The organism is Methylophaga sp. (genome assembly GCF_009711715.1).
Lineage (GTDB): Bacteria > Pseudomonadota > Gammaproteobacteria > Nitrosococcales > Methylophagaceae > Methylophaga.
This window is the reverse complement of sequence record NZ_VENF01000003.1, coordinates 149,764-175,449: the sequence shown is the minus strand read 5'-3', so window position 1 is coordinate 175,449 and position 25,686 is coordinate 149,764. Positions and strand designations below refer to the sequence as shown.

General features: G+C 52.6%; 32 protein-coding genes. 9 read left to right on the top strand and 23 right to left on the bottom strand.

The genetic code is table 11. The features are described from left to right. Nucleotides 1–7: 7 nt before the first annotated feature. Nucleotides 8–1,204, bottom strand: a complete 1,197-nt coding sequence (gene dapC / locus FH755_RS02330; protein WP_292438272.1) for a succinyldiaminopimelate transaminase — start codon at nucleotides 1,202–1,204, stop codon at nucleotides 8–10. Between the two features lie 72 nt (nucleotides 1,205–1,276). Between dapC and FH755_RS02325 the strand changes: the two genes are divergently transcribed. Further along, nucleotides 1,277–2,161: a DMT family transporter gene (locus FH755_RS02325; protein WP_292438270.1), complete on the top strand. Its 885-nt coding sequence runs from the start codon at nucleotides 1,277–1,279 to the stop codon at nucleotides 2,159–2,161. A gap of 100 nt (nucleotides 2,162–2,261) precedes the next feature. Then, nucleotides 2,262–2,654, top strand: a complete 393-nt coding sequence (locus FH755_RS02320) for a VOC family protein (protein ID WP_292438268.1) — start codon at nucleotides 2,262–2,264, stop codon at nucleotides 2,652–2,654. Between the two features lie 272 nt (nucleotides 2,655–2,926). On the opposite strand, the gene ttcA is transcribed toward FH755_RS02320, so the two are convergent. From ttcA to mobA, 3 genes are read right to left on the bottom strand one after another with little or no spacing between them, the layout of a single operon-like run. Beyond that, nucleotides 2,927–3,790: a tRNA 2-thiocytidine(32) synthetase TtcA gene (gene ttcA, locus FH755_RS02315; RefSeq protein WP_292438266.1), complete on the bottom strand. Its 864-nt coding sequence runs from the start codon at nucleotides 3,788–3,790 to the stop codon at nucleotides 2,927–2,929. Nucleotides 3,791–3,792: 2 nt separating this feature from the next. Beyond that, nucleotides 3,793–5,052 (bottom strand): bifunctional molybdopterin-guanine dinucleotide biosynthesis adaptor protein MobB/molybdopterin molybdotransferase MoeA, encoded by a 1,260-nt coding sequence (locus FH755_RS02310; protein WP_292438264.1) that lies wholly within the window; start codon nucleotides 5,050–5,052, stop codon nucleotides 3,793–3,795. 2 nt (nucleotides 5,053–5,054) lie between these two features. Beyond that, nucleotides 5,055–6,170 carry a molybdenum cofactor guanylyltransferase MobA gene (gene mobA / locus FH755_RS02305; protein WP_292438263.1) on the bottom strand — a complete coding sequence of 372 codons (1,116 nt, stop codon included), beginning with the start codon at nucleotides 6,168–6,170 and terminating at the stop codon, nucleotides 5,055–5,057. A gap of 28 nt (nucleotides 6,171–6,198) precedes the next feature. Here mobA and FH755_RS02300 point away from each other — a divergent pair, with 28 nt between their 5' ends. After that, the gene (locus tag FH755_RS02300; protein ID WP_292438261.1) at nucleotides 6,199–6,843 is read left to right on the top strand and encodes a TIGR02281 family clan AA aspartic protease; all 645 of its coding nucleotides are present in this window, start codon (nucleotides 6,199–6,201) and stop codon (nucleotides 6,841–6,843) included. A gap of 47 nt (nucleotides 6,844–6,890) precedes the next feature. Here FH755_RS02300 and folE2 read toward each other — a convergent pair whose 3' ends face one another. Genes folE2 through FH755_RS02275 form a run of 5 tightly spaced genes read right to left on the bottom strand, consistent with a single transcriptional unit; the run spans nucleotide 6,891 to nucleotide 11,102 of the window. Beyond that, complete coding sequence (gene folE2 / locus FH755_RS02295) at nucleotides 6,891–7,697, bottom strand: GTP cyclohydrolase FolE2 (RefSeq protein ID WP_292438259.1); 807 nt, start codon at nucleotides 7,695–7,697, stop codon at nucleotides 6,891–6,893. A gap of 4 nt (nucleotides 7,698–7,701) precedes the next feature. Then, the gene (queD, locus tag FH755_RS02290; protein ID WP_292438257.1) at nucleotides 7,702–8,082 is read right to left on the bottom strand and encodes a 6-carboxytetrahydropterin synthase QueD; all 381 of its coding nucleotides are present in this window, start codon (nucleotides 8,080–8,082) and stop codon (nucleotides 7,702–7,704) included. A gap of 44 nt (nucleotides 8,083–8,126) precedes the next feature. After that, nucleotides 8,127–9,950 carry a 1-deoxy-D-xylulose-5-phosphate synthase gene (gene dxs, locus FH755_RS02285; protein WP_292438255.1) on the bottom strand — a complete coding sequence of 608 codons (1,824 nt, stop codon included), beginning with the start codon at nucleotides 9,948–9,950 and terminating at the stop codon, nucleotides 8,127–8,129. A gap of 13 nt (nucleotides 9,951–9,963) precedes the next feature. Beyond that, nucleotides 9,964–10,830, bottom strand: a complete 867-nt coding sequence (gene ispA / locus FH755_RS02280) for a (2E,6E)-farnesyl diphosphate synthase (protein ID WP_292438349.1) — start codon at nucleotides 10,828–10,830, stop codon at nucleotides 9,964–9,966. Between the two features lie 26 nt (nucleotides 10,831–10,856). Continuing rightward, nucleotides 10,857–11,102, bottom strand: coding sequence for an exodeoxyribonuclease VII small subunit (locus FH755_RS02275; protein WP_292438253.1), 246 nt, complete (start codon nucleotides 11,100–11,102; stop codon nucleotides 10,857–10,859). A 133-nt stretch (nucleotides 11,103–11,235) separates the two neighbouring features. On the opposite strand from FH755_RS02275, the gene ribF reads away from it, so the two are divergent. Then, nucleotides 11,236–12,171: a bifunctional riboflavin kinase/FAD synthetase gene (gene ribF, locus FH755_RS02270; RefSeq protein WP_292438251.1), complete on the top strand. Its 936-nt coding sequence runs from the start codon at nucleotides 11,236–11,238 to the stop codon at nucleotides 12,169–12,171. 82 nt (nucleotides 12,172–12,253) lie between these two features. Here the strand turns inward: ribF and FH755_RS02265 are convergent, their stop codons facing one another. The 4 genes from FH755_RS02265 to FH755_RS02250 form a co-directional block, all read right to left on the bottom strand. Continuing rightward, nucleotides 12,254–12,727, bottom strand: a complete 474-nt coding sequence (locus FH755_RS02265; protein WP_292438249.1) for an aminoacyl-tRNA deacylase — start codon at nucleotides 12,725–12,727, stop codon at nucleotides 12,254–12,256. Between the two features lie 123 nt (nucleotides 12,728–12,850). Then, a complete protein-coding gene (locus FH755_RS02260) occupies nucleotides 12,851–13,228 on the bottom strand; it encodes a lysozyme inhibitor LprI family protein (RefSeq protein ID WP_292438247.1) in 378 nt (125 codons plus the stop codon). Then, nucleotides 13,225–13,629: a hypothetical protein gene (locus tag FH755_RS02255; RefSeq protein WP_292438245.1), complete on the bottom strand. Its 405-nt coding sequence runs from the start codon at nucleotides 13,627–13,629 to the stop codon at nucleotides 13,225–13,227. Before FH755_RS02255 ends, FH755_RS02260 begins: the two co-directional genes overlap by 4 nt. Nucleotide 13,630: 1 nt before the next feature. Beyond that, nucleotides 13,631–14,089, bottom strand: coding sequence for a GNAT family N-acetyltransferase (locus FH755_RS02250; protein ID WP_292438243.1), 459 nt, complete (start codon nucleotides 14,087–14,089; stop codon nucleotides 13,631–13,633). 98 nt (nucleotides 14,090–14,187) lie between these two features. Here FH755_RS02250 and FH755_RS02245 point away from each other — a divergent pair, with 98 nt between their 5' ends. Next, nucleotides 14,188–14,934, top strand: coding sequence for a ferredoxin--NADP reductase (locus tag FH755_RS02245; RefSeq protein WP_292438241.1), 747 nt, complete (start codon nucleotides 14,188–14,190; stop codon nucleotides 14,932–14,934). 30 nt (nucleotides 14,935–14,964) lie between these two features. On the opposite strand, the gene FH755_RS02240 is transcribed toward FH755_RS02245, so the two are convergent. The 7 genes from FH755_RS02240 to FH755_RS02210 form a co-directional block, all read right to left on the bottom strand. Continuing rightward, entirely contained in the window at nucleotides 14,965–15,429 is a 465-nt protein-coding gene (locus tag FH755_RS02240; protein ID WP_292438239.1) for a VOC family protein, read from the bottom strand. Between the two features lies 1 nt (nucleotide 15,430). Then, nucleotides 15,431–15,814 (bottom strand): YciI family protein, encoded by a 384-nt coding sequence (locus tag FH755_RS02235; protein WP_292438237.1) that lies wholly within the window; start codon nucleotides 15,812–15,814, stop codon nucleotides 15,431–15,433. 4 nt (nucleotides 15,815–15,818) lie between these two features. Beyond that, the gene (locus FH755_RS02230) at nucleotides 15,819–16,640 is read right to left on the bottom strand and encodes a YciI family protein (protein WP_292438235.1); all 822 of its coding nucleotides are present in this window, start codon (nucleotides 16,638–16,640) and stop codon (nucleotides 15,819–15,821) included. A 16-nt stretch (nucleotides 16,641–16,656) separates the two neighbouring features. After that, on the bottom strand, nucleotides 16,657–17,085 hold the full coding sequence (locus FH755_RS02225; RefSeq protein ID WP_292438233.1) for a nuclear transport factor 2 family protein: 429 nt from the start codon (nucleotides 17,083–17,085) through the stop codon (nucleotides 16,657–16,659). Nucleotides 17,086–17,280: 195 nt separating this feature from the next. Continuing rightward, nucleotides 17,281–18,513, bottom strand: coding sequence for an RNA polymerase sigma factor (locus tag FH755_RS02220; RefSeq protein ID WP_292438231.1), 1,233 nt, complete (start codon nucleotides 18,511–18,513; stop codon nucleotides 17,281–17,283). Nucleotides 18,514–18,597: 84 nt separating this feature from the next. Further along, the gene (locus tag FH755_RS02215; protein WP_292438229.1) at nucleotides 18,598–19,341 is read right to left on the bottom strand and encodes an NYN domain-containing protein; all 744 of its coding nucleotides are present in this window, start codon (nucleotides 19,339–19,341) and stop codon (nucleotides 18,598–18,600) included. 29 nt (nucleotides 19,342–19,370) lie between these two features. Next, entirely contained in the window at nucleotides 19,371–20,033 is a 663-nt protein-coding gene (locus FH755_RS02210; RefSeq protein ID WP_292438227.1) for an SDR family oxidoreductase, read from the bottom strand. A 120-nt stretch (nucleotides 20,034–20,153) separates the two neighbouring features. On the opposite strand from FH755_RS02210, the gene FH755_RS02205 reads away from it, so the two are divergent. Genes FH755_RS02205 through arsB form a run of 4 tightly spaced genes read left to right on the top strand, consistent with a single transcriptional unit; the run spans nucleotide 20,154 to nucleotide 22,466 of the window. Further along, complete coding sequence (locus tag FH755_RS02205) at nucleotides 20,154–20,531, top strand: helix-turn-helix transcriptional regulator (protein ID WP_292438225.1); 378 nt, start codon at nucleotides 20,154–20,156, stop codon at nucleotides 20,529–20,531. Further along, on the top strand, nucleotides 20,528–21,013 hold the full coding sequence (locus FH755_RS02200) for an ArsI/CadI family heavy metal resistance metalloenzyme (RefSeq protein WP_292438224.1): 486 nt from the start codon (nucleotides 20,528–20,530) through the stop codon (nucleotides 21,011–21,013). Before FH755_RS02205 ends, FH755_RS02200 begins: the two co-directional genes overlap by 4 nt. Further along, complete coding sequence (locus FH755_RS02195) at nucleotides 21,013–21,423, top strand: arsenate reductase ArsC (RefSeq protein WP_292438222.1); 411 nt, start codon at nucleotides 21,013–21,015, stop codon at nucleotides 21,421–21,423. The genes FH755_RS02200 and FH755_RS02195 overlap by 1 nt, the downstream gene beginning before the upstream one ends. A gap of 17 nt (nucleotides 21,424–21,440) precedes the next feature. Continuing rightward, nucleotides 21,441–22,466, top strand: coding sequence for an ACR3 family arsenite efflux transporter (gene arsB, locus FH755_RS02190; RefSeq protein WP_292438348.1), 1,026 nt, complete (start codon nucleotides 21,441–21,443; stop codon nucleotides 22,464–22,466). A gap of 256 nt (nucleotides 22,467–22,722) precedes the next feature. On the opposite strand, the gene FH755_RS02185 is transcribed toward arsB, so the two are convergent. From FH755_RS02185 to FH755_RS02175, 3 genes are read right to left on the bottom strand one after another with little or no spacing between them, the layout of a single operon-like run. Continuing rightward, nucleotides 22,723–23,571, bottom strand: a complete 849-nt coding sequence (locus tag FH755_RS02185; protein ID WP_292438221.1) for a hypothetical protein — start codon at nucleotides 23,569–23,571, stop codon at nucleotides 22,723–22,725. A gap of 15 nt (nucleotides 23,572–23,586) precedes the next feature. Beyond that, entirely contained in the window at nucleotides 23,587–24,015 is a 429-nt protein-coding gene (locus FH755_RS02180) for an MAPEG family protein (protein WP_292438219.1), read from the bottom strand. A 10-nt stretch (nucleotides 24,016–24,025) separates the two neighbouring features. Next, on the bottom strand, nucleotides 24,026–25,567 hold the full coding sequence (locus tag FH755_RS02175; RefSeq protein ID WP_292438217.1) for a bifunctional GNAT family N-acetyltransferase/carbon-nitrogen hydrolase family protein: 1,542 nt from the start codon (nucleotides 25,565–25,567) through the stop codon (nucleotides 24,026–24,028). Nucleotides 25,568–25,686 lie beyond the last annotated feature (119 nt).

Sequence of the window (25,686 nt, the reverse complement as noted above, 5' to 3'; positions counted from 1 at the left end):
CATTGATTTAATTTAATTTTTCGATCAGGCTGCGGATGCGGTGAGCAGCCTCAATACATTCTTCCAGTGGTGCCACCAGGGCCATACGAACGCGGTTGGCACCCGGGTTGCCTTCGGCCGTGTCACGCCCCAGATAGCTGCCCGGTAAAACGGTGACATTCTGCTGTTCAAACAGCTGACGGGCAAATTCGGTGTCGGCAAGCGGTGTCTCCGCCCATAAATAAAAGCTGGCTTCCGGCATGTAGACGTTCATGACCGGTGACAGGATTTCCAGAACCGCTTCGAATTTTTCCCGATAAAGATCGCGGTTATGCGCCACATGCGCTTCATCCTCCCAGGCTGAAATCGAGGCAGCCTGGGTCGCCGGAGGCATCGAACAACCGTGATAGGTCCGGTAACGCAGAAATTGTTTGAGAATGGCGGCATCACCGGCGACAAAACCACTGCGCAAGCCCGGTGCATTGGAACGCTTGGACAGGCTGTGGAAGACCACGCAGCGGCTCATATCCGTGTATCCACCGTTATAGGCAGCTTGCAGCAGGCCCACCGGTGGCTGTGCTTCATCATGGTAAATTTCCGAGTAGCACTCATCGGCGGCAATCACAAAATCATGCTGGTGAGCCAGTTCGATAAGTCGCTGCAGGGTTTGTTCATCAATCACGGCGCCGGTCGGATTGCCCGGGCTGCAGATATACAAGAGCTGGCAGCGCTGCCAGGTGGCTTCACTGACTGATTCAAAATCAGGAATAAAGCCATTTCCCGCATCGCAGTTAAGATAAAACGGTTCGGCACCGGCCAGAATCGCGGCGCCTTCATAAATCTGATAGAAAGGATTGGGCATCACGACCAGCGGATTTTCACTGCGGTCGATCACGGCCTGAGCGAAGGAAAACAAGGCTTCACGGGTGCCGTTAACCGGTAAGACCTGGGTCATGGCATTGATATGACCGTCCAGCTGAAACCGTTGATCCAGCCAGGTTGCGATCGCATGACGCAGTTCATTCGTGCCGGCTGTGGTCGGATAGCTCGACAATCCATGCAGGTGAGTAATCACCGCTTCAGTGATAAAGCCGGGTGTCGGGTGTTTGGGTTCACCGATTGAAAGCGCAATATGGGGCAGGTCCTCCGGCGGATGACAACCTTGTTTGAGCTGCGCCAGTTTTTCAAAAGGATAGGGATGCAGTTTTGCCAGTTCCGGATTCATAACGACCAGAGAAGAATGAAAAATCAGACCATTATAACGGGTTAGCTGCCTCTCGTGGTATAAGGTGTGGCGATGAGTAATACATACAACAAAGAATATTCACTGGCCGTCGGTGCCATCCTCTTCTCTGCCGCGATGTGGGGACTTATCTGGTATCCGATGCGTTTGCTGGAACAAGTCGGTATGCCGGTGGTGTGGACGACCCTGATTGCCTATGTCGCTGCGGCACTGACGGCGACGGCACAACTGCTCTGGATCAGAAAACGGCTTCAGCATCACTGGCCACCGACACTATGGGCCCTGGCGCTGGCAGCCGGACTGACCAACCTGGCTTTTCTGGTGGCCCTGATTGAAGGTGAAGTCGTGCGCGTGATGCTGCTGTTTTACCTGTCCCCACTGTGGTCTGTGCTACTCGGTCACTGGTGGCTGGGTGAACGTATATCGCGGCAGTCGCTGCTGATGATTCTGATCGCGATGTCAGGCACTTTTATGATGCTGTGGCATCCGGAAATCGGCTTTCCCTGGCCACACGGGCTGGCTGACTGGCTGGCGCTGTTTGCCAGTTTTATGTTTTCGGTAAATAACGTGCTCAGCCGCAAGCTGGCGGTAGTGCCGATGGAAATCAAAACTTTTACTGTTTACTGGGGCGTGGTGATTGTGGCGATTGCCGTGCTTTTCCTGCAGCAGGCCACACTACCCGAGGTCAGCATCAATATCTGGCTCATGGTGGCCATATTCGGCGGCCTGGCTTTTGTGTCAATGACCGTGGCAGTGCTTTATGGGCTGGCGCGCATTGCCGTATTCCGTGCAGCCATTTTGATGCTGTTTGAATTGCTGGTCGCAGCAGTATCCGCCTGGCTGCTGACGGATGAAAGTATGAGTGGTGCTGAATGGCTGGGCGGGGCACTGATATTCATCGCCGCCTACGGCATGGCACGACTCGGTAAAATGCCCTGAATCTTGGGTACAGCTGTCGCTTCACGTTAAAATAAGCAATCAGCTGTTTTGCCTTACAGTGGCAAGCAGATTGTTTTTCATCAACCAATCGGGTTAAAGCATGATCAAATCAATCGCGCACGCCAGTTTCCTTGTCGAAGATGTTCCGCGCTCACTTAAATTCTATTGTGATGTGCTGCAGTTGCCGCTCAATCCCAATCGCCCCGACTTTCCGTTTGACGGCGCCTGGCTGGATATCGGTGACGATCAGATGATTCACCTGATGCAGTTGCCCAATCCGGATTCCACTGAAGGCCGTCCGGCTCATGGTGGCCGTGATCGCCACCTGGCACTGGTTGTCGAGGATCTGGAGGCTTTGGCAACCCGGCTGGATGCGGCCAATATTGAATATTCGCGCAGTAAGTCCGGACGGGCCGCGTTTTTCTGCCGGGATCCTGATGGTAATGCATTGGAGTTTGCGGAAGATTTTACGCCACCACCACTGCAAAAATAAGCACTTGCAGTCTTGATCAGTGACTTACAGAGTTACCCACATTTTCTGTGGATAACTCTGTGGTTAACTGATGGGAAAATCGCTAAGTCATTATTCTGTAACAGCCTGCACGGCAATGGTTAAAATCTCGTCAATAATAAATTGCTAATTAAAAACAATAACTTATATTAATTTTTGAGAGATTCAATGACTTAGCGGTGAATCTTATCAAGCAAGAATAATTTGCTTGCTAACTGGTGATAACTTTCTTTCCAAATACCGGTTTAATAATCTCAGCGGGCCAGAGCCGGTTGCTGCAGATCATCCGAAAACAGATTTTTCTCTTCAGCGGATTCTTCACGTTCCAGTTCCAGATCAGTGAAGTTAAATAAATCTGCATCAGCCAGCTGAGATGGCGAGATGTTCTGAATACTGCGGAAGATATTTTCCAGTCGCCCGGGGGTTTCCCGTTCCCAACTTTGCAGCATTTCCTTGATTTTCTGACGTTGCAGGTTTTCCTGTGAACCGCACAGATTGCAGGGAATAATCGGGAATTGCATCGCCTCGGCATAACGGGCAATGTCAGCCTCACAGGCATAGGCCAAAGGCCGAATCACGATATTGCTTTTATCATCACTGAGCAGCTTGGGCGGCATGGCCTTGATCTTGCTCCCGTAGAACATGTTCAGGAACAGGGTTTCAATAATATCGTCGCGGTGGTGGCCCAATGCGATTTTGCTGATGCCGTTTTCACGGGCATAGCCATAGAGTGAACCGCGGCGCAGCCGCGAGCAGATGCCGCAGGTGGTTTTGCCTTCCGGTACGACTTCCTTGACGATACTGTAGGTGTCTTTTTCGATAATATGAAAAGGCACATCAATCGACGACAGATATTCCGGCAGCACATGTTCCGGGAAGCCGGGCTGCTTCTGATCCAGATTGACCGCTATCAGTTCGAAATTAATCGGTGCATGGTCGCGCAGATTAATCAGGATATCCAGCATGGTGTAACTGTCCTTGCCGCCCGAGAGGCATACCATGACCTTGTCTCCGTCCTGAATCATATTGTAATCGGCGATAGCCTGGCCGACATTGCGGCGCAGACGCTTACGCAGTTTATTGAATTCGCGTTGTTGCTTTACGAGTGCTTCAGACATGATTAAACCAGACCTGCAAAAGGTTGAACGGTAACGAGAGTGCCGGGCTCAATGCCGTCACAGTCTTCATCCAGCAGGATGAAGCAGTTGGCTACGCTCATCGAGCGCAGAATGCCCGAGCCCTGCTGTCCGGTGGTGTTTACTTTCAGGCGGCCGATTTCATCTTCAAACAGAATGCCGCGCTGAAATTCGAAACGGCCGGGTCGTTTGCGGATTCGGCTGTCAGTTTCCACCTGCATTAAAGGCAGCGGGTGCGCATTCTCACCAGCCATTTTTTTCAAAGCCGGCTGCACAAACTGATAGAAGGTCACCATCACCGACACCGGGTTGCCGGGCAGACCGAAGAACAGGGCGTCATTTATTTTACCAAAGGCGAGCGGACGACCGGGTTTCATCGCGATTTTCCAGAAATTGACCTGGCCCAGTTCAGCCAGCATTTCCTTCACGTAATCCGCATCACCGACCGATACGCCACCGGAAGTGATGACCACATCGGCTTCGGCGGCTGCTTGAGCCAGCGCATTTTTGAGCGCGGCTTTTTCATCGGGTATCACACCCATATCGAGCACATCGGCATCAAGCCTTTTGAGCATGCCGTAGAGTGTGTAGCGGTTACTGTCGTAAATCTGACCGGCTTCCAGTGGTTCGCCAATAGAACGCAGTTCATCGCCGGTGGAGAAAAAGGCGACCCTGATTTTACGTTTGACCCTGATTTCACCGATACCCAGCGAGGCAATCAGTCCCATATCAGCCGGCATAATACGATGACCTGCCGGCAAAACGGTCTGACCCTGTTGAATATCTTCACCAGCCATGCGTACATTCTGTCCGGGCTGATGATCACCGTGAACCGTAATCTGTTCACCGTTGACTTCAACGTGTTCCTGCATGATCACGGTATCGCATTCCGGCGGCATCATTGCGCCGGTCATGATCCGCACGCATTCCCCGCGAGCGACAGGCCCCTGATAAGGCTGACCGGCAAAGGCGGTACCCACCAATCTCAGCGAGTAACTGTCAGCCTGCATATCCCCGCTGTGAATGGCATAGCCATCCATCGCCGAGTTGTTATGCGGCGGCACCTGCAGTGGGGAAATCACCGGCGCATGCAGAATATGACCCAGCGCTTCACGCAGGGCGAGTTTCTGCCAGCTGCTGACCGGTGTCAGTAACTGTTCAATCTGGGCACGTGCCTCTTCAACACTGAGACTTTGCTGATCCTGCGGATCGGCACAACTGGGTTGGGGAGTAAATTCGGCCATAGTCAGGCGGTCCATGAATGCAAAAATTGTTCGATAAAGTCAGCGATGGCCCCGATATCATTGATGTCCAGCTTGTGCACTGCATCAGTGTCAGCAACGGCTTCATCGGAGGCGATGGCAATAATCTGTGGATCATCCCTGAAAAGCAGTGGTTTTCCAAGGCTGGGTCGATGCAGTTCTATCTTGGGAATGAGCTCATGCTTGAAACCTTCGACCAGAATCAGATCGAGTTTGCTGACATCCAGCCGGGGCAATAAGTCGACGAGTCGCGGATCGTTATCTGCATTCTCGCTTTTCTCCATCAATGCCATCATCCGTGATGATGCAATCAGCATTTGCTGCGCGCCGGCTTCACGGATTTCATAACTGTCCTTGCCGGGCTTATCGATATCGAAGTTATGATGGGCATGTTTGATCACGGCGACCCGCAGCCCGCGCTGATTCAAGACCGGCAGCAACTGAGTCAGTAAGGTGGTTTTACCGGTACCACTGAATGCCGCAATACCGAGCATCGGTAACGGGGCTTTAACATTGGCAGCACGCTCAAGATCTTCCGGGTGATTGAAGTTTACAAAAGTTTCGGGCTGATCAGAGAAGTCGACTTCAGCCAGCTTGTATTGCGTTAGCCAGCGGTCGATTTTGCGCTCACCCTGTTTCAGAAAGGCACGGAGTTCACCTTTAAGCCGGGTTGGTATCAGGCTGAACACGGGCTGTAAGCGCTCGCCATCACTGGCCACAGCGAGCTCCTTGCCGTTCATCAGCATGGTTTCCATCATCCGCCGGCGCAAGACAGGGGAGATGAAAGGCGAGTCACAGGGCGCGGTAAGAATATAGTCCGCATCGGTGTTTTCCATCGCGGTGAGCATGCCGGCCAGTGGCCCGTGAAAACCTTCAATCGAATCGCTGACCACGGGATAACCGAGCTGCTGATACTGGTCAATATTGCGGTTAGCGTTAATAATAAGCGTGTCGACCTGAGGCAGCATGGCGCTGGCAGCATGACGAACCATGGCACGGCCCTGATAAAGGAGCAAACCTTTATCACCGCCGCCCATACGGCGGGCAAGACCACCCGCCAGAATCACGCCGGTCACGGAAGGATAGGGTTGAACACTCATTTAAGCCTGCTTGAAAATGGAAAAAATCATGACGAAATATTGGTTTACCGCGCTTATTATACTGTTAAACAGTCTTGCAGCAGCGGCTGAAGAACTCGATATCCTCGTCGTCGGCCTGTTTGCTGACAAGGCGGTGGTTGAAGTCAATGGTGAGCGGCACCTGCTCAAGGTCGGTAAGAGTACACCGGAAGGGATCAAGCTGATCGCGGCCAACAGTAGCGAAGCGGTGCTGGAAATTAAAGGCGAAAGACAGACTTTTCCGCTCGGTGATCGCATCAGTACGCAGTTTTCGCCGCCACCGGAACAACCCCAGGTCAGCCTCTGGCCCACTGATGGCATGTATCTGACCACTGGTACGGTGAACGGTTACACCGTCGATTTTCTGGTCGACACCGGCGCTTTCTCGGTAGCGCTGAATGCGGCCACAGCGGAAAGGCTGGGTATTGATTTTTATCGTGGCGAGCAGGTCGGTGTGCGAACGGCTTCCGGTACCGGCTTTGGTTATAAAGTCACGCTCGACTATGTGCAGATTGATGATATCAAGGTCTATAACGTGGGGGCGGTGGTGCTGGACGGACCGGAACCGTCCACGGCCCTGCTGGGCATGACATTTCTGGGACAGCTGGATATCGAACATAACGGTGAGCGGCTGGATTTGCGGCAAAAATACTGAGCAAAAAAAAGCCCGGCGAACCGGGCTTTTTTATCTCAACGCGCTAATCAATCGAAGCCTTTGCTGATAAGCGCATAGGCCGAGTGATTGTGGATAGATTCAAAGTTTTCTGATTCCACGATATAGGCAGTAATGCGCTTGTCTTCATTCAGTTGTGCAGCAACATCACGCACCATATCTTCCACGAATTTCGGGTTGTCATAGGCACGCTCAGTGACATATTTCTCATCCGGACGCTTCAGCAGACCGTAGATTTCGCAGGAGGCCTGTTTCTCTACCAGGTCAATCAGGTCTTCAATCCAGACAAAGCTTTCAACCCGCACCGTTAAAGTCACGTGTGAACGCTGGTTATGGGCACCATAGTCCGAGATATTCTTGGAGCAAGGGCACAGGCTTGTCACAGGGACAACAACCTTCACGTTCATGGCTGTTTTATCACCCTTGATTTCACCGATAAAGGTAACATCGTAATCCATCAGGCTGCGCACTTTGGAAATCGGCGCTTCCTTGTTGACGAAGTAGGGGAAGTTCATTTCGATGTAGCCGGACTCGGCATCCAGACGTTCGGTCATTTCACCCAGCATTTCACGGAATGATTTGACCGTGATTTCGCGCTCGTGCTGGTTGAGGATTTCAACGAAACGAGACATGTGCGTGCCTTTGAAATGATGCGGCAGGTTCACGTACATATTGAAGTTAGCCACGGTGTGTTGCTCACCGGTGGTACGGTCGCTGACCTTGATAGGGTGTTTGATATCTTTGATACCTACCTTATCGATGGCGATTTTACGCTGGTCGGCAATATTCTGTACGTCTTCGATTTCGTCGTTCTTGCTGGATGGCGTTGTACTCATTCAGTTATTCCTCGCTATATTTCACACAGGCGCGGTCTGTTTCCCACAGGGTGACACCTGAAATCTTGGCAGTGTCATTATTCAGGGTATCGCTGAGTTTCTGATAGAAATACCGTGCGATATTTTCTGCCGTCGGGTTAATGGTATCGAACGGCGGAATGTCGTTCAGATACCGGTGATCCAGGGTTTTGGCCAGTTCACGGGCAGCGGTTTTCATGGTCTTGAAATCCATGCCCATGCCATGCTCATTCAGCGCCGTGGCCGTTACCTCAACCTCCAGTTTCCAGTTGTGGCCATGCATACGGCTGCAATCCCCAGGATAGTCTCTGAGGGTATGGGCCGATGCAAAATCTGCCAGGATCTTCAGGGTGTACTTTGCGCTCATAATGTTGACAATTATACTCGGGAATTCATCGGGGTAACAGGATATTATGCCGAAAAGAATCGATTAATCATATCGATAATTCCTGTTGCATCGAGTCCGCATTGAGAAAGCATCTGTTGATGGACGCCGTGTTCGATGAACTTATCCGGCAGTCCCATCTGTTTGATTGGCACGCTGTGATTGATATCCCGCAGGTATTCACTGACTGCGCTGCCGGCGCCGCCCATGACCGCATTTTCTTCGATGGTGATCAGCAAATCATGACTGTTGGCCATCGCTTCGATCAGGCCGGTATCCAGTGGTTTCACAAAGCGCATATTAACCACTGTGGCATTGATTTTGGCGGCGGCTTCTTCTGCAGCCGCAACCATGCTGCCAAAAGCGAGAATGGCGACTTTTTCGCCCTGACGGCGAAGTTCCGCCTTGCCTATTTCAAGCGTACTCAGGCCGGTCTCGACCTCGCGGCCAATGCCGCTGCCTCGCGGATAACGCACTGCGCTGGGGCCGTTATGCTGAAAACCGGTAGTCAGCATCTGCCGGCATTCCTGCTCATCCGCCGGTGCCATCACCAGCATATTAGGGATACAGCGCAAATAACTTAAATCAAAACTGCCGGCATGGGTGGGGCCATCGGCACCGACCAGACCGGCACGATCGATAGCAAACAACACCGGCAGGTTCTGCAGCGCGACATCATGAATCAACTGATCATAAGCGCGTTGCAGAAACGTCGAGTAAATCGCCACCACCGGCTTTTTGCCTTCGCAGGCGAGACCGGCTGCCAGTGTCACCGAATGCTGTTCGGCGATACCCACATCGAAATAGCGATCCGGAAAATCTTCTGCAAAACGGTTCAGGCCGGAGCCATCACACATCGCCGGTGTGATACCGATAAGATCCGGGTCTTTTCTAGCCATATCGCACAGCCAGCGACCAAAAACCTGCGTGTAGCTGGGGCCCTTGGATTTGCTGTTGGCCGGGCTGACACCGTGATATTTACAGGGATGCTGTTCAGCGGGCTCGTAGCCTTTGCCTTTTTTGGTCACAACATGCAGGAACTGCGGGCCTTTACGTTTTTTCAGGTTGCCCAGTGTGGCAAGCAGGGTATCGAGATCATGACCGTCTATCGGGCCGATATAGTTAAAACCCATTTCCTCGAACAGCGTGCCCGGAATCATCATGCCTTTGACATGCTCTTCGGCGCGGCGGGCAATTTCCCAGGCGGGCGGTATTTTTTCCAGCACCCGCTTACTGCCTTCACGGGCGGAGGTATAGAAATTACCGGAAAGCAAACGGGCCAGATAATTGGCCATGCCGCCGACGTTTCTGGAGATAGACATCTCGTTATCGTTGAGAATGACCAGAAGATTGGTATTCAGATCACCGGCATGGGCCAGCGCTTCAAAGGCCTGACCCGCAGTCAAAGCACCGTCACCGATGATAGCGACACTATGACGGGGATCATTATTGGCCTGAGCGGCAATGGCCATGCCCAGTGCAGCACTGATTGAGGTGCTGGAATGACCGACACCGAAAGTGTCATATTCACTTTCACAGCGCTTGGGGAAACCGGATAAGCCGCCTGGCTGACGCATGGTGTTCATGCGGTCGCGACGGCCGGTCAGGATTTTGTGAACATAACTTTGATGACCCACGTCCCAAACCAGACGATCTTCCGGCGTATTAAACACATAATGCAGCGCCAGTGTCAGCTCAATCACGCCCAGATTGGAGGAAATATGACCACCGGTTTGCTGCACGCTGTCAATGATCAGCGCACGCAGTTCTTCCGCCAGTTGCGGCAGCAGCTTTTTGTCGAGCTGACGCAAATCATCAGGACTATTAATGTGAGCGAGTATATTTTCCATCAGGGCTAAGTTCTTAATGCGAGCGTTTCACCACAAACTGGGCCAAAGCGGCCAGGGCTTCCGTGTTAAATGGCAACTCTGCCAGTTGACCGAGGGCTTTTTCAATCAAAGCCACGGCTTTCTGCTGGGCTTTTTCCAGTCCCAGCAGGGCCGGATAGGTCGGTTTGTTCAACGCGATATCGGCGCCCTGGGTTTTGCCCAGCGTTTCGGTATCGGCAATCACATCGAGCACATCATCCTGCACCTGAAAAGCCAGACCAATACAGTCTGCATAACGTTCCAGATGGGATAAAGTATCTTCGTCACAATTCTCAGCAGCCAGCGCACCCAGTACCACACTGGCACGAATCAGCGCACCGGTTTTAAGTTTGTGCATAGACTGCAGGGCATTGAGGTCGAGTTTCCTGCCCACGGATTCCAGATCGACGGCCTGACCGCCTGCCATGCCGAACACACCCGCCGACTGTGCCAGTCGTTTGACCATCGCACTCTGTTGTTCGGCAGAAAGCGCGGGATCGCACAAGGTTTCAAATGCCATCGACTGCAGCGCATCACCCACCAGCAGGGCGGTGGCTTCATCATAGGCTTTATGACAGGTGGCACGACCGCGACGTAAATCGTCATCATCCATCACCGGCATATCATCATGAACCAGTGAATAGGCATGAATCATTTCCACGGCAGCTGCGGCAGCATCCATCGCACGGTTGCTGGCACCCAGTGCCTGACCTGTCGCATAGACCAGCAGGGCGCGCAGTCGTTTACCACCACCCAGCGTGGCATAACGCATCGCTTCCAACAGACGTGCGGAAGTCGGTTGTGCAGTGCCGGTCAGACGTTTATCCAGGACAATTTCAATCTGCGCCTGGTGCGTCTGCATCCAGTCTTCAAGCGGGAATTTCGGGTTCACGATTCGTCGGATTCAGGATCAAAATCGACCATATCGTTCTGGCCGGATTGTTGTAACAGCATCTGTACTTTCTGCTCAGCGGCTTTCAAAGAATCCTGGCAGTCACGGGTTAACAATACGCCACGCTCGTAGAGTTTCAAAGATTCTTCCAGACTGATGTCGCCCTGTTCCAGGCGCTCTACCAGCGCTTCCAGTTCTTTGACAGCTGCTTCATAATCCAGCTTTTTCTGCTTTGACGCCATGAGGGCCTCTGAAATAAATCTAAACCGATGTAACCGCTTATTATAAGGTAATCGTTACACCCTTGCCCGCTGGAATGTTTTTTTATTTGCCGTTAGGCTGTTTCGCTTAATTACACAGGTTTGAATATCACCCATGCCCAAAATCATCCGTGGTTTACATAATCTGCCCGATTCGCCCAGAGGCTGTGTCGCCACCATTGGCAATTTTGATGGCGTCCACCTTGGTCACCAGGCGGTGCTGACGCAATTGGCGATGAAAGGCGACATGCTGGGCCTGCCCGCGGTGGTGATTACTTTCGAGCCACAACCGTTTGAATATTTTGTGCCGGAAAAAGCGCCGGCGCGCCTGACTCGTTTCCGGGAAAAGGTCGAGGCGCTGCGCGCATATTCCATTCAGCAGCTCTGCGTGCTGCGCTTCAACGAAGCGCTGGCGAGAATGTCGGCTGAAGATTTTATCCGCCGACTGCTGGTGGAAGGACTCAATGTCCGTTACCTAGTGGTAGGGGATGACTTTCGCTTTGGCCGTCACCGTAAAGGCGACTTTGCGATGCTACAACAAGCCGGTCGTGATCATGGATTTCAGGTCGTCAATATGCATACTTTTGCCATCGATCATCAACGGGTAAGCAGTACCCGTATTCGCGACGCCTTGCGTGATGGCGACCTGGAAACCGCCGAGCGTCTTCTGGGCCGGCCTTACCGGATGAGCGGCAGGGTTGCGCACGGTGATAAGCGCGGCCGCAGGATGGGCTTCCCCACCGCCAATATTCATTTACACCGCTGCAAGATCCCGTTGAACGGTGTGTTTGCCGTTCAGCTTTTCGGGCTGGATGAAGAGCCGATAAACGGCGTCGCCAATATTGGCATCCGACCTACTATCGGCGGTGACAAGGCACTTCTGGAAGTGCATCTGTTTGATTTCAATCGCGATATTTACGGTGAGCATGTGCAGGTGCATTTTCTGCACAAGATCCGGGACGAACAGCGTTTTGACGGTCTTGAAAACTTAATGGCTCAGATTGAAAAAGACTGCGCTGAGGCAAAGGCCTTTTTTGCCGAGCAGTTTTAGGGCTTTTCAGCGCTTGGAAAACCAGTGTTAAGCTGTCCCTGAGAGCATGGCTCTCAGGGACATTCAGGCTTATCTGTCAGACTCAGGCTGTTTTCGTGCTGTAATGCCCGTGGCGGCAATCGCTCAACAATCCGTGAAAGCTGATGCCATCGACATGCACCAGGTGCTCATGGTCTCCGGCTTCAAAGAAAACATCGGTATGCGTATCAAAGGAATCATCCACCAGGGTTTCCATGCCGTAGGCATTACCAAGCGGCGGTATCGCACCGGGCTCGCAATCCCTGAACAGTGATTCGGCCTGGTTCATCGGCGCCACTTCGTAATGGCTGTGCATTTCACGATCCACGCTCCGGGTGTCCACCTGACTGTCAGCCGGCACCACCACCATCAGATACTTGCCACCCCGTTTCATCAGCACGGCTTTGGCAATTTGATCGGGCTGGATATGGGCGGCTGCGGCAGACTCACGGCTGGTTGCCGTTCTGCGGTGGGCACTGAGCTGGTAGTCAATGCCCCGGTCATCCAGATAAGTTTTGACAACGTTAGACATCATCATCACATTACCCTCCCAAGCCGACACCCGGTCTTGGCAGAATGTCGACTTTTGCTGTTTAGCTGAGATTATCTGCAGCTGATCTCAGCTTATACCTGTCGACGGGCTTTTTAAAGTGTTGGTTGTCTAGCGGTTCTGCAGATAAGTTTCGCGCAAAATGCTGTTGCGCTGTCTTGCGAGTTCAATTGCGCAGCTCGCTGTCATCAGAGGTTGAATCGAACCCCCATCATAAAGCTGATAGACGCTCTGACATTGTTTCTTGCGATAGGCTTCCCAGTTTTTCTGGGCCTGTTCTATCAGTTTGAGCGTGATCGGATCCTCGGCATAACGAATCCGAATCAGATCCAGGTTGGCATCCAACTCATTCACGGCACGTTCCAGCTTGATAGTCAGACACTGATTCATTTCGACAGTTGTCACCGATTGCGGACACAGCGCTTTTGAATGTGCCAGCGAGGGGGCCAGCAGCAATACACACACAAGGGTTATTAATCTCGACATCATCTTTGGTTCAGTTTCATTAAAATCTGTTCGGCCAGTTTTTCCATCGTGTGCAGACTGATATCGGCCTGCTGCAAAAAGTTGGCATCATAAAAATCCGGTTCAGCCCAGCTTTTACCACTAATATGGCAGCGCTTGGCCAGTTTGTTCAAACCCAGCTCGTCCAGTTCAAAGCCGAGTTGGGTCCATAGTTTGGCAAGATGGCGTTCCACAGCATGATCGCTTTGACCCTGGTCCCGTATTTGTCTGAGATAGACCGCGGTTTCCCGGGCAGTCAGGATGACCCTCTGCAAAGCCTGTTTCGATTGCTGTCTGCGCTGCAGACCGGCGCGGCTGAGATTGGCGAGCCAGCGGCGGACGTGTTTGAAAATTTCCCACAGCAGTGTCGGACTGATGTTTTCCATCTCAGTCCTCAAATATCCGTCGCATCGGTACCATCGCCGAGTGGCTGAAACCGTGCTTTTGGTAAAACTGTTGCGCCCGATCATTATCAGCATCAGTTAAAAGCGTGATGCGGAGACAACCCTGCTGGCGGGCGAAATCTATTGCGGCGGTCAGAAGCTCTTGCCCCAGACCCCGACCACGATAGCCCTCAGCGATAATCATATCTTCAAGCAGGGCGACTTTGCCGCCCATGGCGGTAGAAATCAGATAGAGCAGACTGACCATGCCCGCTACCTGCCCGTCTTTTCTGAGAATCAGGATTTGGCCCGAGTCCGGCTGACTCAGAATTTCAGTTACCGCCCGCATTTGCTTTGTCTTGTCGGCGGCAAAATCGGCTTCCTGCGAGAAAAGTTGATTCAGCAACAGACAAATCGCATCCATATCGGTCTCGCTGGCAGGCAAAATCGACAACTCAGTCATACACTGTCCTTATAGCATCACCGTGATTCGTTTAAGAGGTCGATTGATAGTACCATGAGAGACAGAGATGATTGCTGTGAAACCGTTCCGGAGGGAATATGACCGATTGGCTCGATGCAAAAGTAGTGGAAAACAAGCAATGGAATGATCGCCTGCATTCCTTGCGGGTTCAGGCGGACTTTCCCAAGTTCAAGGCCGGTCAGTTTACCCGGCTCGCTCTGGATATCGACGGCGAATTGATTAGCCGGCCCTTTTCCCTGGTCAATGCCCCGGACGAGCATCCCCTGGATTTTTATTTCATTGAAGTGCCGGAGGGTGTATTGTCCACGCGGCTGGCGCACCTGCAGCCCGGCGATGATATCAAGGTCGCACCCAAAGCCGCGGGTCTGCTGACGCCGGACCAGATTCCGGAAGCGCATCATCTCTACCTGCTGGCCACCGGCACCGGTATCGGTCCTTTCCTGTCGATTATCAAAACCACAGAAATCTGGCGCCAGTTCAAGAAGGTGGTGCTGGTGCATTCCGTACGCTTCCAGAATGAGCTGACCTACCAGGAAACTATCGCCGCTGCCCAGGCGGCGCATCCGGAAGCCTTTATCTACATCCCCATTGTCAGCCGTGAAGACTGCGATTTTGCTTTGTCTGGCCGTATTCCACAGACCATAGAAGATGGTCGTCTGGAACACCGTGCCGGGCTGGAAATTTCACCGGCCGACAGTCAGGTGATGCTCTGCGGCAACCCGGCAATGATTCAGGATACGATGGCACTGTTAATTGACCAGCGCGGCTTGAAAAAGCACTCACGCCGCGATCCGGGGCAAATCAGCATCGAGAAATACTGGTAAGGCTGTGGGGCAGGGCATTCTTATGCGGCACTAAGCCTGATAGGCAGCATTCAGGACCGCTAAATCCAGTTTGTTCATCTTCAGCAGTGCCGTCATAACCGCCGGTGCCCGATCTGTATTCTGCAGCATGCGGTCCAGACTTCGGGGCACGATTTGCCAGCAGACACCGAACTTATCCTGAACCCAGCCGCACTGCAGTGTCTGGCCGCCATTGGCCGATAAGCTGTCCCACAGCATGTCGATTTCACTCTGGTCCTCGCAGTTCACCAGCAAAGACAGTGCGTGATTGAACTCAACCTCCGCACCGCCATTCAGCGCGATAAAGTCCTGCCCGTGAAGACGAAAGTTTATCGACAATACAGAACCGGCCGGTCCCGGTCCCGAGCTGTTGTAATACACGCGGTCAACTTCTTCCCCGCCGAACACGGACAGGTAAAAGCGGACGGCCTGTTCGGCATTATTGCTGAACCATAAACAGGGGGTAATTTTATTCATCTCAGCCTCCCTGCCCACCGGCGATATTGGCATTTTCCTGTAGTTCGCGGATCGGGCGTATTTCGATGCTGCCATAGCGTGCAGGCGGGATATGGCCGGCCAGACTGATAGCCTCATTGATATCTTTGGCTTCCAGCAGATAATAGCCGGCCAGCTGTTCCTTGGTTTCGGCAAATGGCCCGTCACTGACAGTGAGCTTGCCGTCCCGCACCCGGACCGTGGTCGCGGTCTCAGTGGGTTGCAGCGCATTACCACCCAGCATATGGCCGCTGTCGCGCAGCTTGTCACCGCAGGCTATGCATTCGCGGTTCAGCGCATCCCATTCCTGCTGTGACATCTGCTGCATGATATTTTCCTGATAAAAAACCAGTGCCAGATATTTCATAAGCTTATCCTTGAATACATTGTCCACAGTTAATCATCCAGGGCGTACCGAAGCGATCGACAACCATGCCGAATTTTTCGGCCCAGAAGGTTTTCTCGAATGGCATCAGCACCGTGCCGCCTTCAGCCAGACGCTGGAAGGTGTGTTCGGCCTGCAGCGGATCATCAATGCCGATTTGCACATGGAATCCCTGCGGTTTTTCAAACAGCTCCGGCGGACAGTCCGATCCCATCAGCAGCCAGTTGCCGATGCTGAGACAGACATGCATGACTTTATCCTGCATGAGGTCAGATATTTCATCCTTGATCGGCGATTCGGCACCGGTCAAACTCATCACGATATCGCCGCCCAGCAGGTCGGCATAAAATTCGAAAGCTTCGCGGCAATTGCCATTAAACAGCAGGTAATTACAAACTGTGCCGGGACGTTTTTGCAGTTTCTCCGTGAGGTCGACATGTTTCTGCAAGCCGTCACCGGGTTCAAAATCACTGAGTTCGAATACTTCGCGCAGTTCCAGTTCGACGTCGTCTTCCGGCCAGCGTTTGACCCATTCCAGCGCTTCGTCGCGGGTCGTCGTCTGAATCATCGTATAGCCGGCAATGATTTCCCGGGTTTCAGTAAAAGGACCATCGGTTACCACGGGTTGACCATTACTGAAGCTTATCCGGCTGGCCTTGTCACTGGGCTTCAGGCCTTCACCGGTGACCAGTACGCCGGCTTCTGCCATCGCCGCATTGTAGTCACCCATCGTGGACAGCAGTTCCTGACTGGGCATGATGCCCGCTTCAGTACTGCTGTCAGCTTTTCGTATGATCATGAATTTCATCTTTAACTCCTTTTAATCAGTCCTGAGGTACCAGATCCATCTGCAGCTGGCAGGTTTCCATGCTCATCGGCAACGAAAAATGTTCATGGATGATGCGCCATCCACCTCCCGTGTTTTTATAGATCTGGGTAGCCCGCATCCAGCTGCTGCCTTCATTGCCATTTTCATCTTTGCCGCCGCAGTGGTTGAGAAAGCTGCAAACCGCCAGATCGCCGCTGACTTCCATCTTGACCCTGTCAATTTCAAACTTGGTCATCGTGCAGTGGGCCAGGCAGCGCTGCCAGTGCGCTCTGTAGTTGTCACGATCTTTAAATTCCAGTTCACCAACGGCATCAAAAGCGCGTATCTCGTCGGCATAATGACTCATGATTTTGTCGACATCCTGCGAGATGACGTCACGGGCCCAGGCTTCGATTTGGGGAGGTAAAGCAGTATGGGTATTCATATTGTTCTCCTTGTTCAAGTGGCTGTACATGAAGTAGTCGAACGGGGAACAGCGAGATCGACAGTCTCAGAAAAAATATTTTCAAAGTAGCGAATCAGTTTGTTTTGTGGTTTCCGCAAAAGCGGTTAAACAGGCTTCACTGACCATTGAGTATGGAGGTTTGAATGACTGATTTCTGCGACCCGGCTATGAAAATCACTGATCGAATGAGGATGCCAGCTCACTCAATCGCCGTTGCAGAAAGCGTTGTTCCGGACCTTGCTGAGTCAGGCTGAGGGCGTGCTGATAGGCGGATCTTGCCTCATCAATGCGGTTAAGCCGACGACACAAATCTGCCCGGGCGGCATAAGCCAGATGATAGTCCTGCAATTCCCCCTGGGCCAGTAGCCTGTCTATCCGCGCCAGACCGACTTCAGCGCCTTGATACATTGCTACAGCCACGGCCTGGTTCAGCGCCACTACCGGACTGGGTGCCTGTTGCATCAAGGCGTTGTACAAGCCCACGATCTGGGCCCAGTCGGTCTGTTCAAAGGAGGGCGCTTCGGCATGCACCGCTGCGATAGCCGCCTGCAAAGTGAAGGGACCGAACTGTGGCGAGGATAAGGCTGTCATGACAATCTCACAGCCTTCCCTGATTTGCTTCTGATCCCACAGGCTGCGGTCCTGATCCTGCAACAGGATGAGGTCACCCTGATCATCACTGCGGGCAAGTTTTCGTGAGTCCTGCAGTAACAGCAGCGCCAGTAAGCCCCGCACTTCAGCATCAGCTAATAATTTGAGCAAAAGACGGGCGAGACGGATGGCCTCATCACAAAGATCGTTGCGGGTCAGGCGTTCTCCGCTGGAAGCCGAATAACCTTCATTAAAGACGAGGTATATAACGTGCAGAACCACCTGCAGACGTTCGGCTTGTTGAGCCGGAGCAGGGACTTCATAGGGAATGCGGGCAGCCCGAATTTTATTTTTGGCGCGCACAATCCGTTGCGCCACGGTGGCAGGTTTGAGCAGAAAAGCACGGGCCACTTCTTCCGTGCTCATACCGCAGACTTCGCGTAAAGTCAGTGCCAGTTGCGCTTCAACAGCCAGTGCCGGATGGCAGCAGGTGAAGATCAGTCGAAGCTGATCATCTTCAATTTCCGCCTCATCCAGATCCACTTCTTCGGCTGCTATTTCATCGGCGACGGTATCAAGATTGTGAGCAAAACGCGCCTGTTTCCTCAGCTGATCTATGGCCCTGAAGCGACCCGTCGAAATCAACCAGGCCCGGGGGTTGTCCGGCACACCTTGCTCCGGCCACTTTTGCATGGCGAGCGCAAAGGCATCCTGCATGGCTTCTTCGGCTAAATCAAAGTCGCCGAGCAGCCGGATCAGGGTAGCCAGAATCTGGCGGGACTGGTTTTGATAAAGATCCTCAATGAAGGCGGTCACCGGCGGTCTTCCTATTTCTGAAACCGCTCACCAGTGGCGTCCGCTCTGCGCGCAGACAGGGTGGAAAGAGAGGGTAAACAGGCTTCAGCCATTCTCGCTCCAGCGTTTATCTCTGATATAGAGAGCCCTGCCGTTAGAGTCACCTGCCTGTCTTTCTTCGAGTTCAAACAGCTCGGTAGCTGCAACGAGTTCACCAAGCTTTTTGTAGCCATAGTTGCGCGGATCAAACTCCGGAGCCTGTTTGGCGATATTGCTGCCGACAGCGCCCAGTCCCGCCCAGCCGGTATCATCGGATGAGGATTCACAGGCACTTCTCAACAAGTGAACCAGCTTACTGTCCTGACGCAGCTGGTTTCTTGACTTGGCTTTGATGGCCGGACTCTCGTCGGTCGCCCGTCTCAGTACCTCGGTGAAAATGAATTTGTCACAGGCCGACACGAAAGGGGACGGTGTTTTCTGTTCACCAAAGCCGTAGACGGTGAGCCCGGATTCCCGAATCCTCGAAGCAAGCCGGGTGAAGTCGCTATCGCTGGAGACGATACAAAAGCCATCGAAGTTACCGGTGTAGAGTAAATCCATGGCGTCGATAATCATCGCGCTGTCGGTAGCGTTTTTGCCCTTGGTATAGGCAAACTGCTGTATTGGCTGAATCGAGTGTTCCAGCAGCACTTCTTTCCAACCGGTTAATCCGGCCGAGGTCCAGTCACCATAGATTCTTTTGACACTGGCAATACCGTAGTTGGCGATTTCAGCCAGTAACTCGCTGACGATGCCCGGTTGCGCATTATCCGCATCAATAACAACCGCCAGTTTATTTACTGCGTCCATGACTCATATCCTTTCTTGTCTTGTCGGGCCTAGCCGAGACGGCCTTTTACTGCTTTGATAAAGGCTTCAGCAATCGGCATATCGCCATTGTAAATTTCATCGACCTGATTAATGGCCTCTGAATGATCCAGGCATTGCAGGATACAGGCAGCGACATCCGCACGGGTAATTGTCATCGCGTCGGGGTCACTCGGACGTGTCGTTGTGATCATGCCGGTGGCAGCCTCATCGGTCAGACGACCGGGACGCAGGATGGTGAAGGGAACACCGCTTTCCAGCAGATGCTTATCGGCAAAATGCTTGCAGATGTTGTAGTGCTTGATAGCCGGGGTGCCGTTTTCGGGATCACCTGCATCGCGAGAACTGACCATAATAAATTGTTTTATATTATGTTTTTTCGCCATATCCACCGCTTTTACCGCCCCCCAGAGGTCGATAAGAATGGTTTTATCAGCACCGGTTTTACCGCCGGAACCGGCGGTGAATACCACTTTGTCACAGTCAGAGAATGCCTCATCGGGAAGTGGCTGCTCTAAATCGGCAAGAATAATTTCGGCGCCCAGCTGCTCAAGTTTCTGGGCATGTTCACTGTTTCTAATCATGGCTTTGACTGGCATATTGGCCAGCGCCATCATGCCAATCAGTTGTCTGCCAATCTGGCCATTGGCACCTATTACCAGTGTCTTGTCCATCGTCCTCTCCTGCTAATCCGTTTGATAATCACAGCTTAGCATGACGATGCCGTGTCAATCAGCGATCAAATATGTCGATAGTTGTTGACATATTGATGATATGTCCATAAAAATAGACATATGGAATTACAACAAGCTCTGATTGTATTTGATGCCTTGTCTCAGGAGACAAGGCTTCGCGCCTTTCGTCTGCTGGTGGAAGCCGGTCCGGAAGGCCTGCCGGCAGGTGTCATCAGTGAACAGCTCGCGACACCGCACAATACGCTGTCATTCCATCTGAATCACCTGGCTAACGCTGATATTGTGAGTTCACGCAAACAGGGCCGGTCGGTGATTTATTCAGCTAATTTTGAAACCATGCGCGAGCTCATCGGTTTTATGGTGAAAGACTGTTGCAGCGGCGATATGGCAAGGATCAGTGAAGACAGCGAAACCGGCTGCTCGGTGATTGAATTATCAGCGTGCTGCCCCCCGTCAAAACAGGAGTCACAACAATGAAACGAATGCATATTCATGTCGGCGTCAAAGATATCGCCGAAGGTGTTAAGTTTTATTCAGCACTGTTCGGCGCTACACCGAGTAAACAGATGCCCGATTACGCCAAGTGGATGCTCGATGATCCCAGGCTTAACTTTGCTATCTCTACCCGAAGCGGAAAACAGGGTGTCGATCACCTCGGCTTCCAGGTCGATGATGAGACCGAACTCGATTCCATGCGTGAGCAATTGCGTGCTGCCGATATCGCGATGTTCGATGAAGGTGAAACGGTCTGCTGCTATGCCGAATCTGACAAATCCTGGCTGCAGGACCCGGCGGGGATTGCCTGGGAGACCTATCAGACGATGGGCGATGCACAGTTATTTTCTGATAAGGCGGCTTCAGATGACAGTGCCTGCTGTGCGCCGGTGTCGATTCCGGTAGTGCCGGCATCATCGGGGTGCTGTGAACCTTCCGATAACAATAGTTCAGGATGCTGCTGATGAAAAAAGTTCTGGTGTTATGTACTGGTAACTCCTGCCGCTCGGTCATGGCTGAGGCGCTGATTAATCAACTCAGGCAGGGGGAATACCAAGCGGTCAGCGCCGGCAGTTTTCCTGCTGGTTACGTCCATCCCAAATCGATTGAAACCCTGAAACGCCATGGTATTGACCCGGGCGAACCTCGCAGCCAGTCCTGGGATGACTTTGCCGGTCAGCATTTCGATTATGTCATTACGGTCTGCGATGCTGCCGCCAATGAGACCTGTCCGGTCTTTCAGGGCCAGTACCAGCGTTTGCACTGGAGCACACCGGATCCGGCAAAGGCCGAAGGCAGCGAAGCCGACATTGAAGCCGCATTTGATGAAGCTTTCTTTATGCTGAAAACACGCATCGAACAGGAGTTACCATGAGCGATAGCGCCTCACCAATGGGGATTTTTGAACGTTACCTGTCAGTCTGGATTGGGCTGGGTATTATTGCCGGTGTCACGCTCGGCTGGGTGTTTCCCGGCGTCTTCGGGCTGATTGCGGGGCTGGAATACGCCAGTGTGAATCTGGTCGTGGCAGTCTTTATCTGGCTGATGATCTATCCGATGATGGTCAATGTCGACTTTGCCTCGCTGAAGGATGTCGGCAGACGACCCAAAGGGCTGTGCCTGACGCTGGTAGTGAACTGGCTGGTCAAGCCCTTCACCATGGCCGGGCTGGGTATTCTGTTCTTTGAATATCTGTTTGCCGGACTGGTCGATCCGCAAACCGCCAAGGAATACATCGCCGGCATGATTCTGCTGGGCGTGGCCCCCTGTACCGCGATGGTCTTTATCTGGAGTCAACTGGTAAAAGGCGATGCCAATTACACGCTGGTGCAGGTTTCGATTAATGACATCATTATGGTGTTTGCTTTTGCACCGATCGCTGCGCTGTTGCTCGGTATTACCGAGATTCTGGTGCCTTGGGAAACATTGTTTCTGTCGGTCGTACTCTATGTCGTTACCCCCTTGCTGGCTGGTTATCTGACCCGCCGGGCCCTGGATATAAGCAATGATCATCATGAAATTGCGGCATTCACCAACAAGGTCAAACCTTGGTCAATTCTGGGGCTGCTGGCGACCGTAGTGTTGCTGTTCGGTTTTCAGGCCGAAACGATTCTTGCCAAACCGATGGTGATTATATTGATTGCCATCCCGCTGCTGATTCAGAGCTACGGCATCTTTGTCATTGCCTATGGCTGGGCTTATCTGTGGAAAGTGCCATTTAATATCGCTGCACCGGCCGCCCTGATTGGCACGTCCAATTTCTTTGAACTGGCCGTGGCAGTGGCTATCAGTCTGTTTGGTCTGCAGTCCGGCGCGGCACTTGCGACCGTGGTGGGTGTGCTGGTGGAAGTTCCGGTCATGCTGTCGCTGGTGGCACTGGCGATAAAAACCAAACCCTGGTTTGCCAGATTCGCCTAGTACGCTTTATTCAGCACTGGGCCTGGATCGCCACGGCCTGCGGCCTCACGATGACGGGGAAAAAAGCACGTCATTGCGAGGAGTGTACGCCGAAGCAATCCAGGCCCGGCGTTCGATTAAATTCCGGGCATTGAGGTTTGGTAGTTAGCCAAAAGCAGGGACTGGATCGCCATGATCTGGGGCCCTGCGATGACCGAGTACGAGATATCACTCGCGATGTCGGGGTAAGTGGTATCACTCGTTCTGACGAAATCAGCTAGGGCTGCATCACCTGCAAGCCGTGTTCATCGACCCGGCCAGCAACTAAACGGGTGGAAATCGTCTCAAAATAGACGTTTTTTGCAGCAATCTTTTCACCTTCGGGCAATGGCAGCTCATCAGCCGGCATGGCTTCCAATGTGACTTCGTGACTGGTCTGATGACTGTTTTTAAAGCTGTCAGCAAGCACCCAGAAAGGCTTACCGAAATGCTGGGCGGCCAGCGCCTGAAGTAGCGTGCCGGTCTTGTTCACAAAGTGATGATCGGTCAGCCAGCTGTCACAGCCGCTGATATTGATATCCACCTCCGGCATAACCAGCCCCATCTCGGCATCAGTGATAAGTGTGACCGGGACATCCAGACGGTTGAGTTGCGAAGCGACCAGCAGACCTTCATTACCCGGCGCACTGACCGTGACAATCACCTTAAAGTCCTGATGCTGTTCCAGAGCCTGTTCAAATAAAGCCATAACCTGCGAACTGCGACTGTGAGTCAGCACGGTCATGCCCGGCTTGAGCAGATTGGCAGCGTGCGCGGCCACCTGCTCAGACGCATCCGCCAGTTGCTGATAAACCTTGACCAGTTGTGTCAGATATTGCTGTTTAAAATCAATCTCCGCCACCTCCAGCCGCTTTTGCCAACGCTGTAATGCGTTACCCAGAGCGATCATGCTGGGCCGGGCGGTTGTTAATGCCTGACACAAAGTTTCAATTTTCTCAGCAGACTGCACCGGCATGGCGTCGAGATAATCTTTCAGCGCCGATAAGGTAAGCAGGGCCAGAGAGGTGGCGCCCGACTCACGGTTATTTTTCAGCTCGGCCAGCAGGTCATCAAAGCGATCAGCCATAAAGAACTCCGTAGGTCAGAGCAGCGTCAACCCGCACATCAGCAATAAGCCGACATTGGCCAGAAAGCCCAGCATAAAGAAAAAGGTTCGGGGGCTGGGGTTCTTTTCAGTGGCGATTTGATAATACAAAATCATATGGCCCAAACGAGCCAGCGCATAAACCCACAGCAATACGCCGGTCCAGAACGGACTCGCGCCAACGAATATCGCCAGAAAGGCCGTGCTCAGCAGGATCGGCAGGTTTTCCAGTGGATTCATAAAAGTGCGGTGTGCCCTGAACACAAAGGACTCATGGCTTAGCTCCGGAGGCAGTTTACCCGGTATCGCGCCGGGATAACGGGCTTTGCTGGAACTGGCAATAAACCATTGCACCAGCCAGATAAGCAAAATCAGAAAAATGGCCCATAAAGCCATGTAATAAGCACTGCTGATTGCTGGCATCATTGTCTCTCCCTTATTCAGGTTGGGAACGGTTGTTAAGCCAGGACACTCTATAAAGCTCCAGGCGGCGATCCTTGAGGTTATTCACCGAGCCTTCACTGCGGGTCAGTTTCAGCTTGTCGAGGTCGAGATCCGAGAACATGATCATCTCGGTATTGGGTGTCGTCTCGGCCATGACCGCATCATGCGGATAGGAAAAGTCCGACGGTGAAAACACGGCGGCCTGCGAATACTGCACGTCCAGGTTTTCGACCTGGGGCAGGTTGCCGCAACTGCCGCAGATAACGACATAACATTCGTTTTCAATCGCCCGTGCCTGGGCACAACTGCGTACCCGCAGATAGCCGTTTTTGGTATCGGTCCAGTAGGGCACAAACAGAATATCCATGTCCTGCGCAGCCAGAATACGACCCAGTTCCGGGAACTCGACGTCATAGCAAATCAGAATGCCGATACGACCGGCGTCGGTGTCGAATACCTGCAACTGGTCTCCACCCTCGATGACCCAGTCACGGCGTTCATGCGGCGTAATATGCAGTTTGCGCTGAATCTCAATGGTGCCGTCACGGCGGCAAAGATAGGTAACGTTATACAACACATCATCTTCAAGCAGCGGCATCGAGCCGGTGATGACATTGATGTTGTAGCTCACCGCCATCTGAGACATTTCATTCTTGAATTGCTCGGTATAACCGGCCAGGAAACGAATCGCCTCGGTCTGATTACGCTGATCGGGACTGAGGCCCATCAACGCCGCATTGAAAAACTCCGGAAACAGGGCAAAGTCACTTTTATAGTTAGACAGCGCATCGATAAAGTATTCAACCTGATTCAGGCATTCTTCCACCGAATGCACCTCGCGCATCTGCCACTGAATGGCACCGATACGAACCTGTGTTTTCCGGGTTTCGATGACCGTGGTTTCCGGCTCATAAAAAATATTGCGCCATTCCAGCAGGGTCGCGTAACCCTGCGATTTCTCATCCTCGGGCAGGTATTGCTTGAGTAGCCGGGTGACCTGAAAATCATTGGAAAGCTGGAAAGTCAGAATCGGGTCGTAAATACGCTTGTTTTTAACAGCTTCGAAATATTCCGCCGGCGACATTTCATCGGCATGTTCGTGATAATTGGGAATCCGGCCACCGGCCAGAATCGCACGCAGGTTATGCTGGCGGCAAAGATCCTTTCGGGCTTCGTACAAACGCCGGCCCAGACGATAACCGCGGTAGTCCGGGTGAATCAGCACATCCAGGCCGTAGAGCGCGTCCCCATTCGGGTTATTCAGAATCGTTTCGCGTTTGGAAATCAAATCATCATAGGTGTGCGGGTTGCTGAACTGCTGATAATCTACCTGTACGGCCAGCGCCACACCGATAATCCGGTCGTGGTCGACGACGCAGATCTGACCTTCGGGCAGGTCATCAATCAGTTTGAAGATCGTATGTTCGGGCCAGGAGCCGCCGATATCCTGATAAATCTGGTCCATCAGCTCCTTGAGTTGAGGGTAGTCCTGCTTTTCCAGGTTACGGATTTTTATATGCAGATCTTCGGGCATGCACGCTCCAGGCAATCAAAAGGGTTTCAGTTCAAAATACGCTGTTTAATAGGACCTTGTGAAGTCCGTGAAGTTGAGATTACTTGTTCGTTAACAATAACTGGCGTTATAGTTGGATT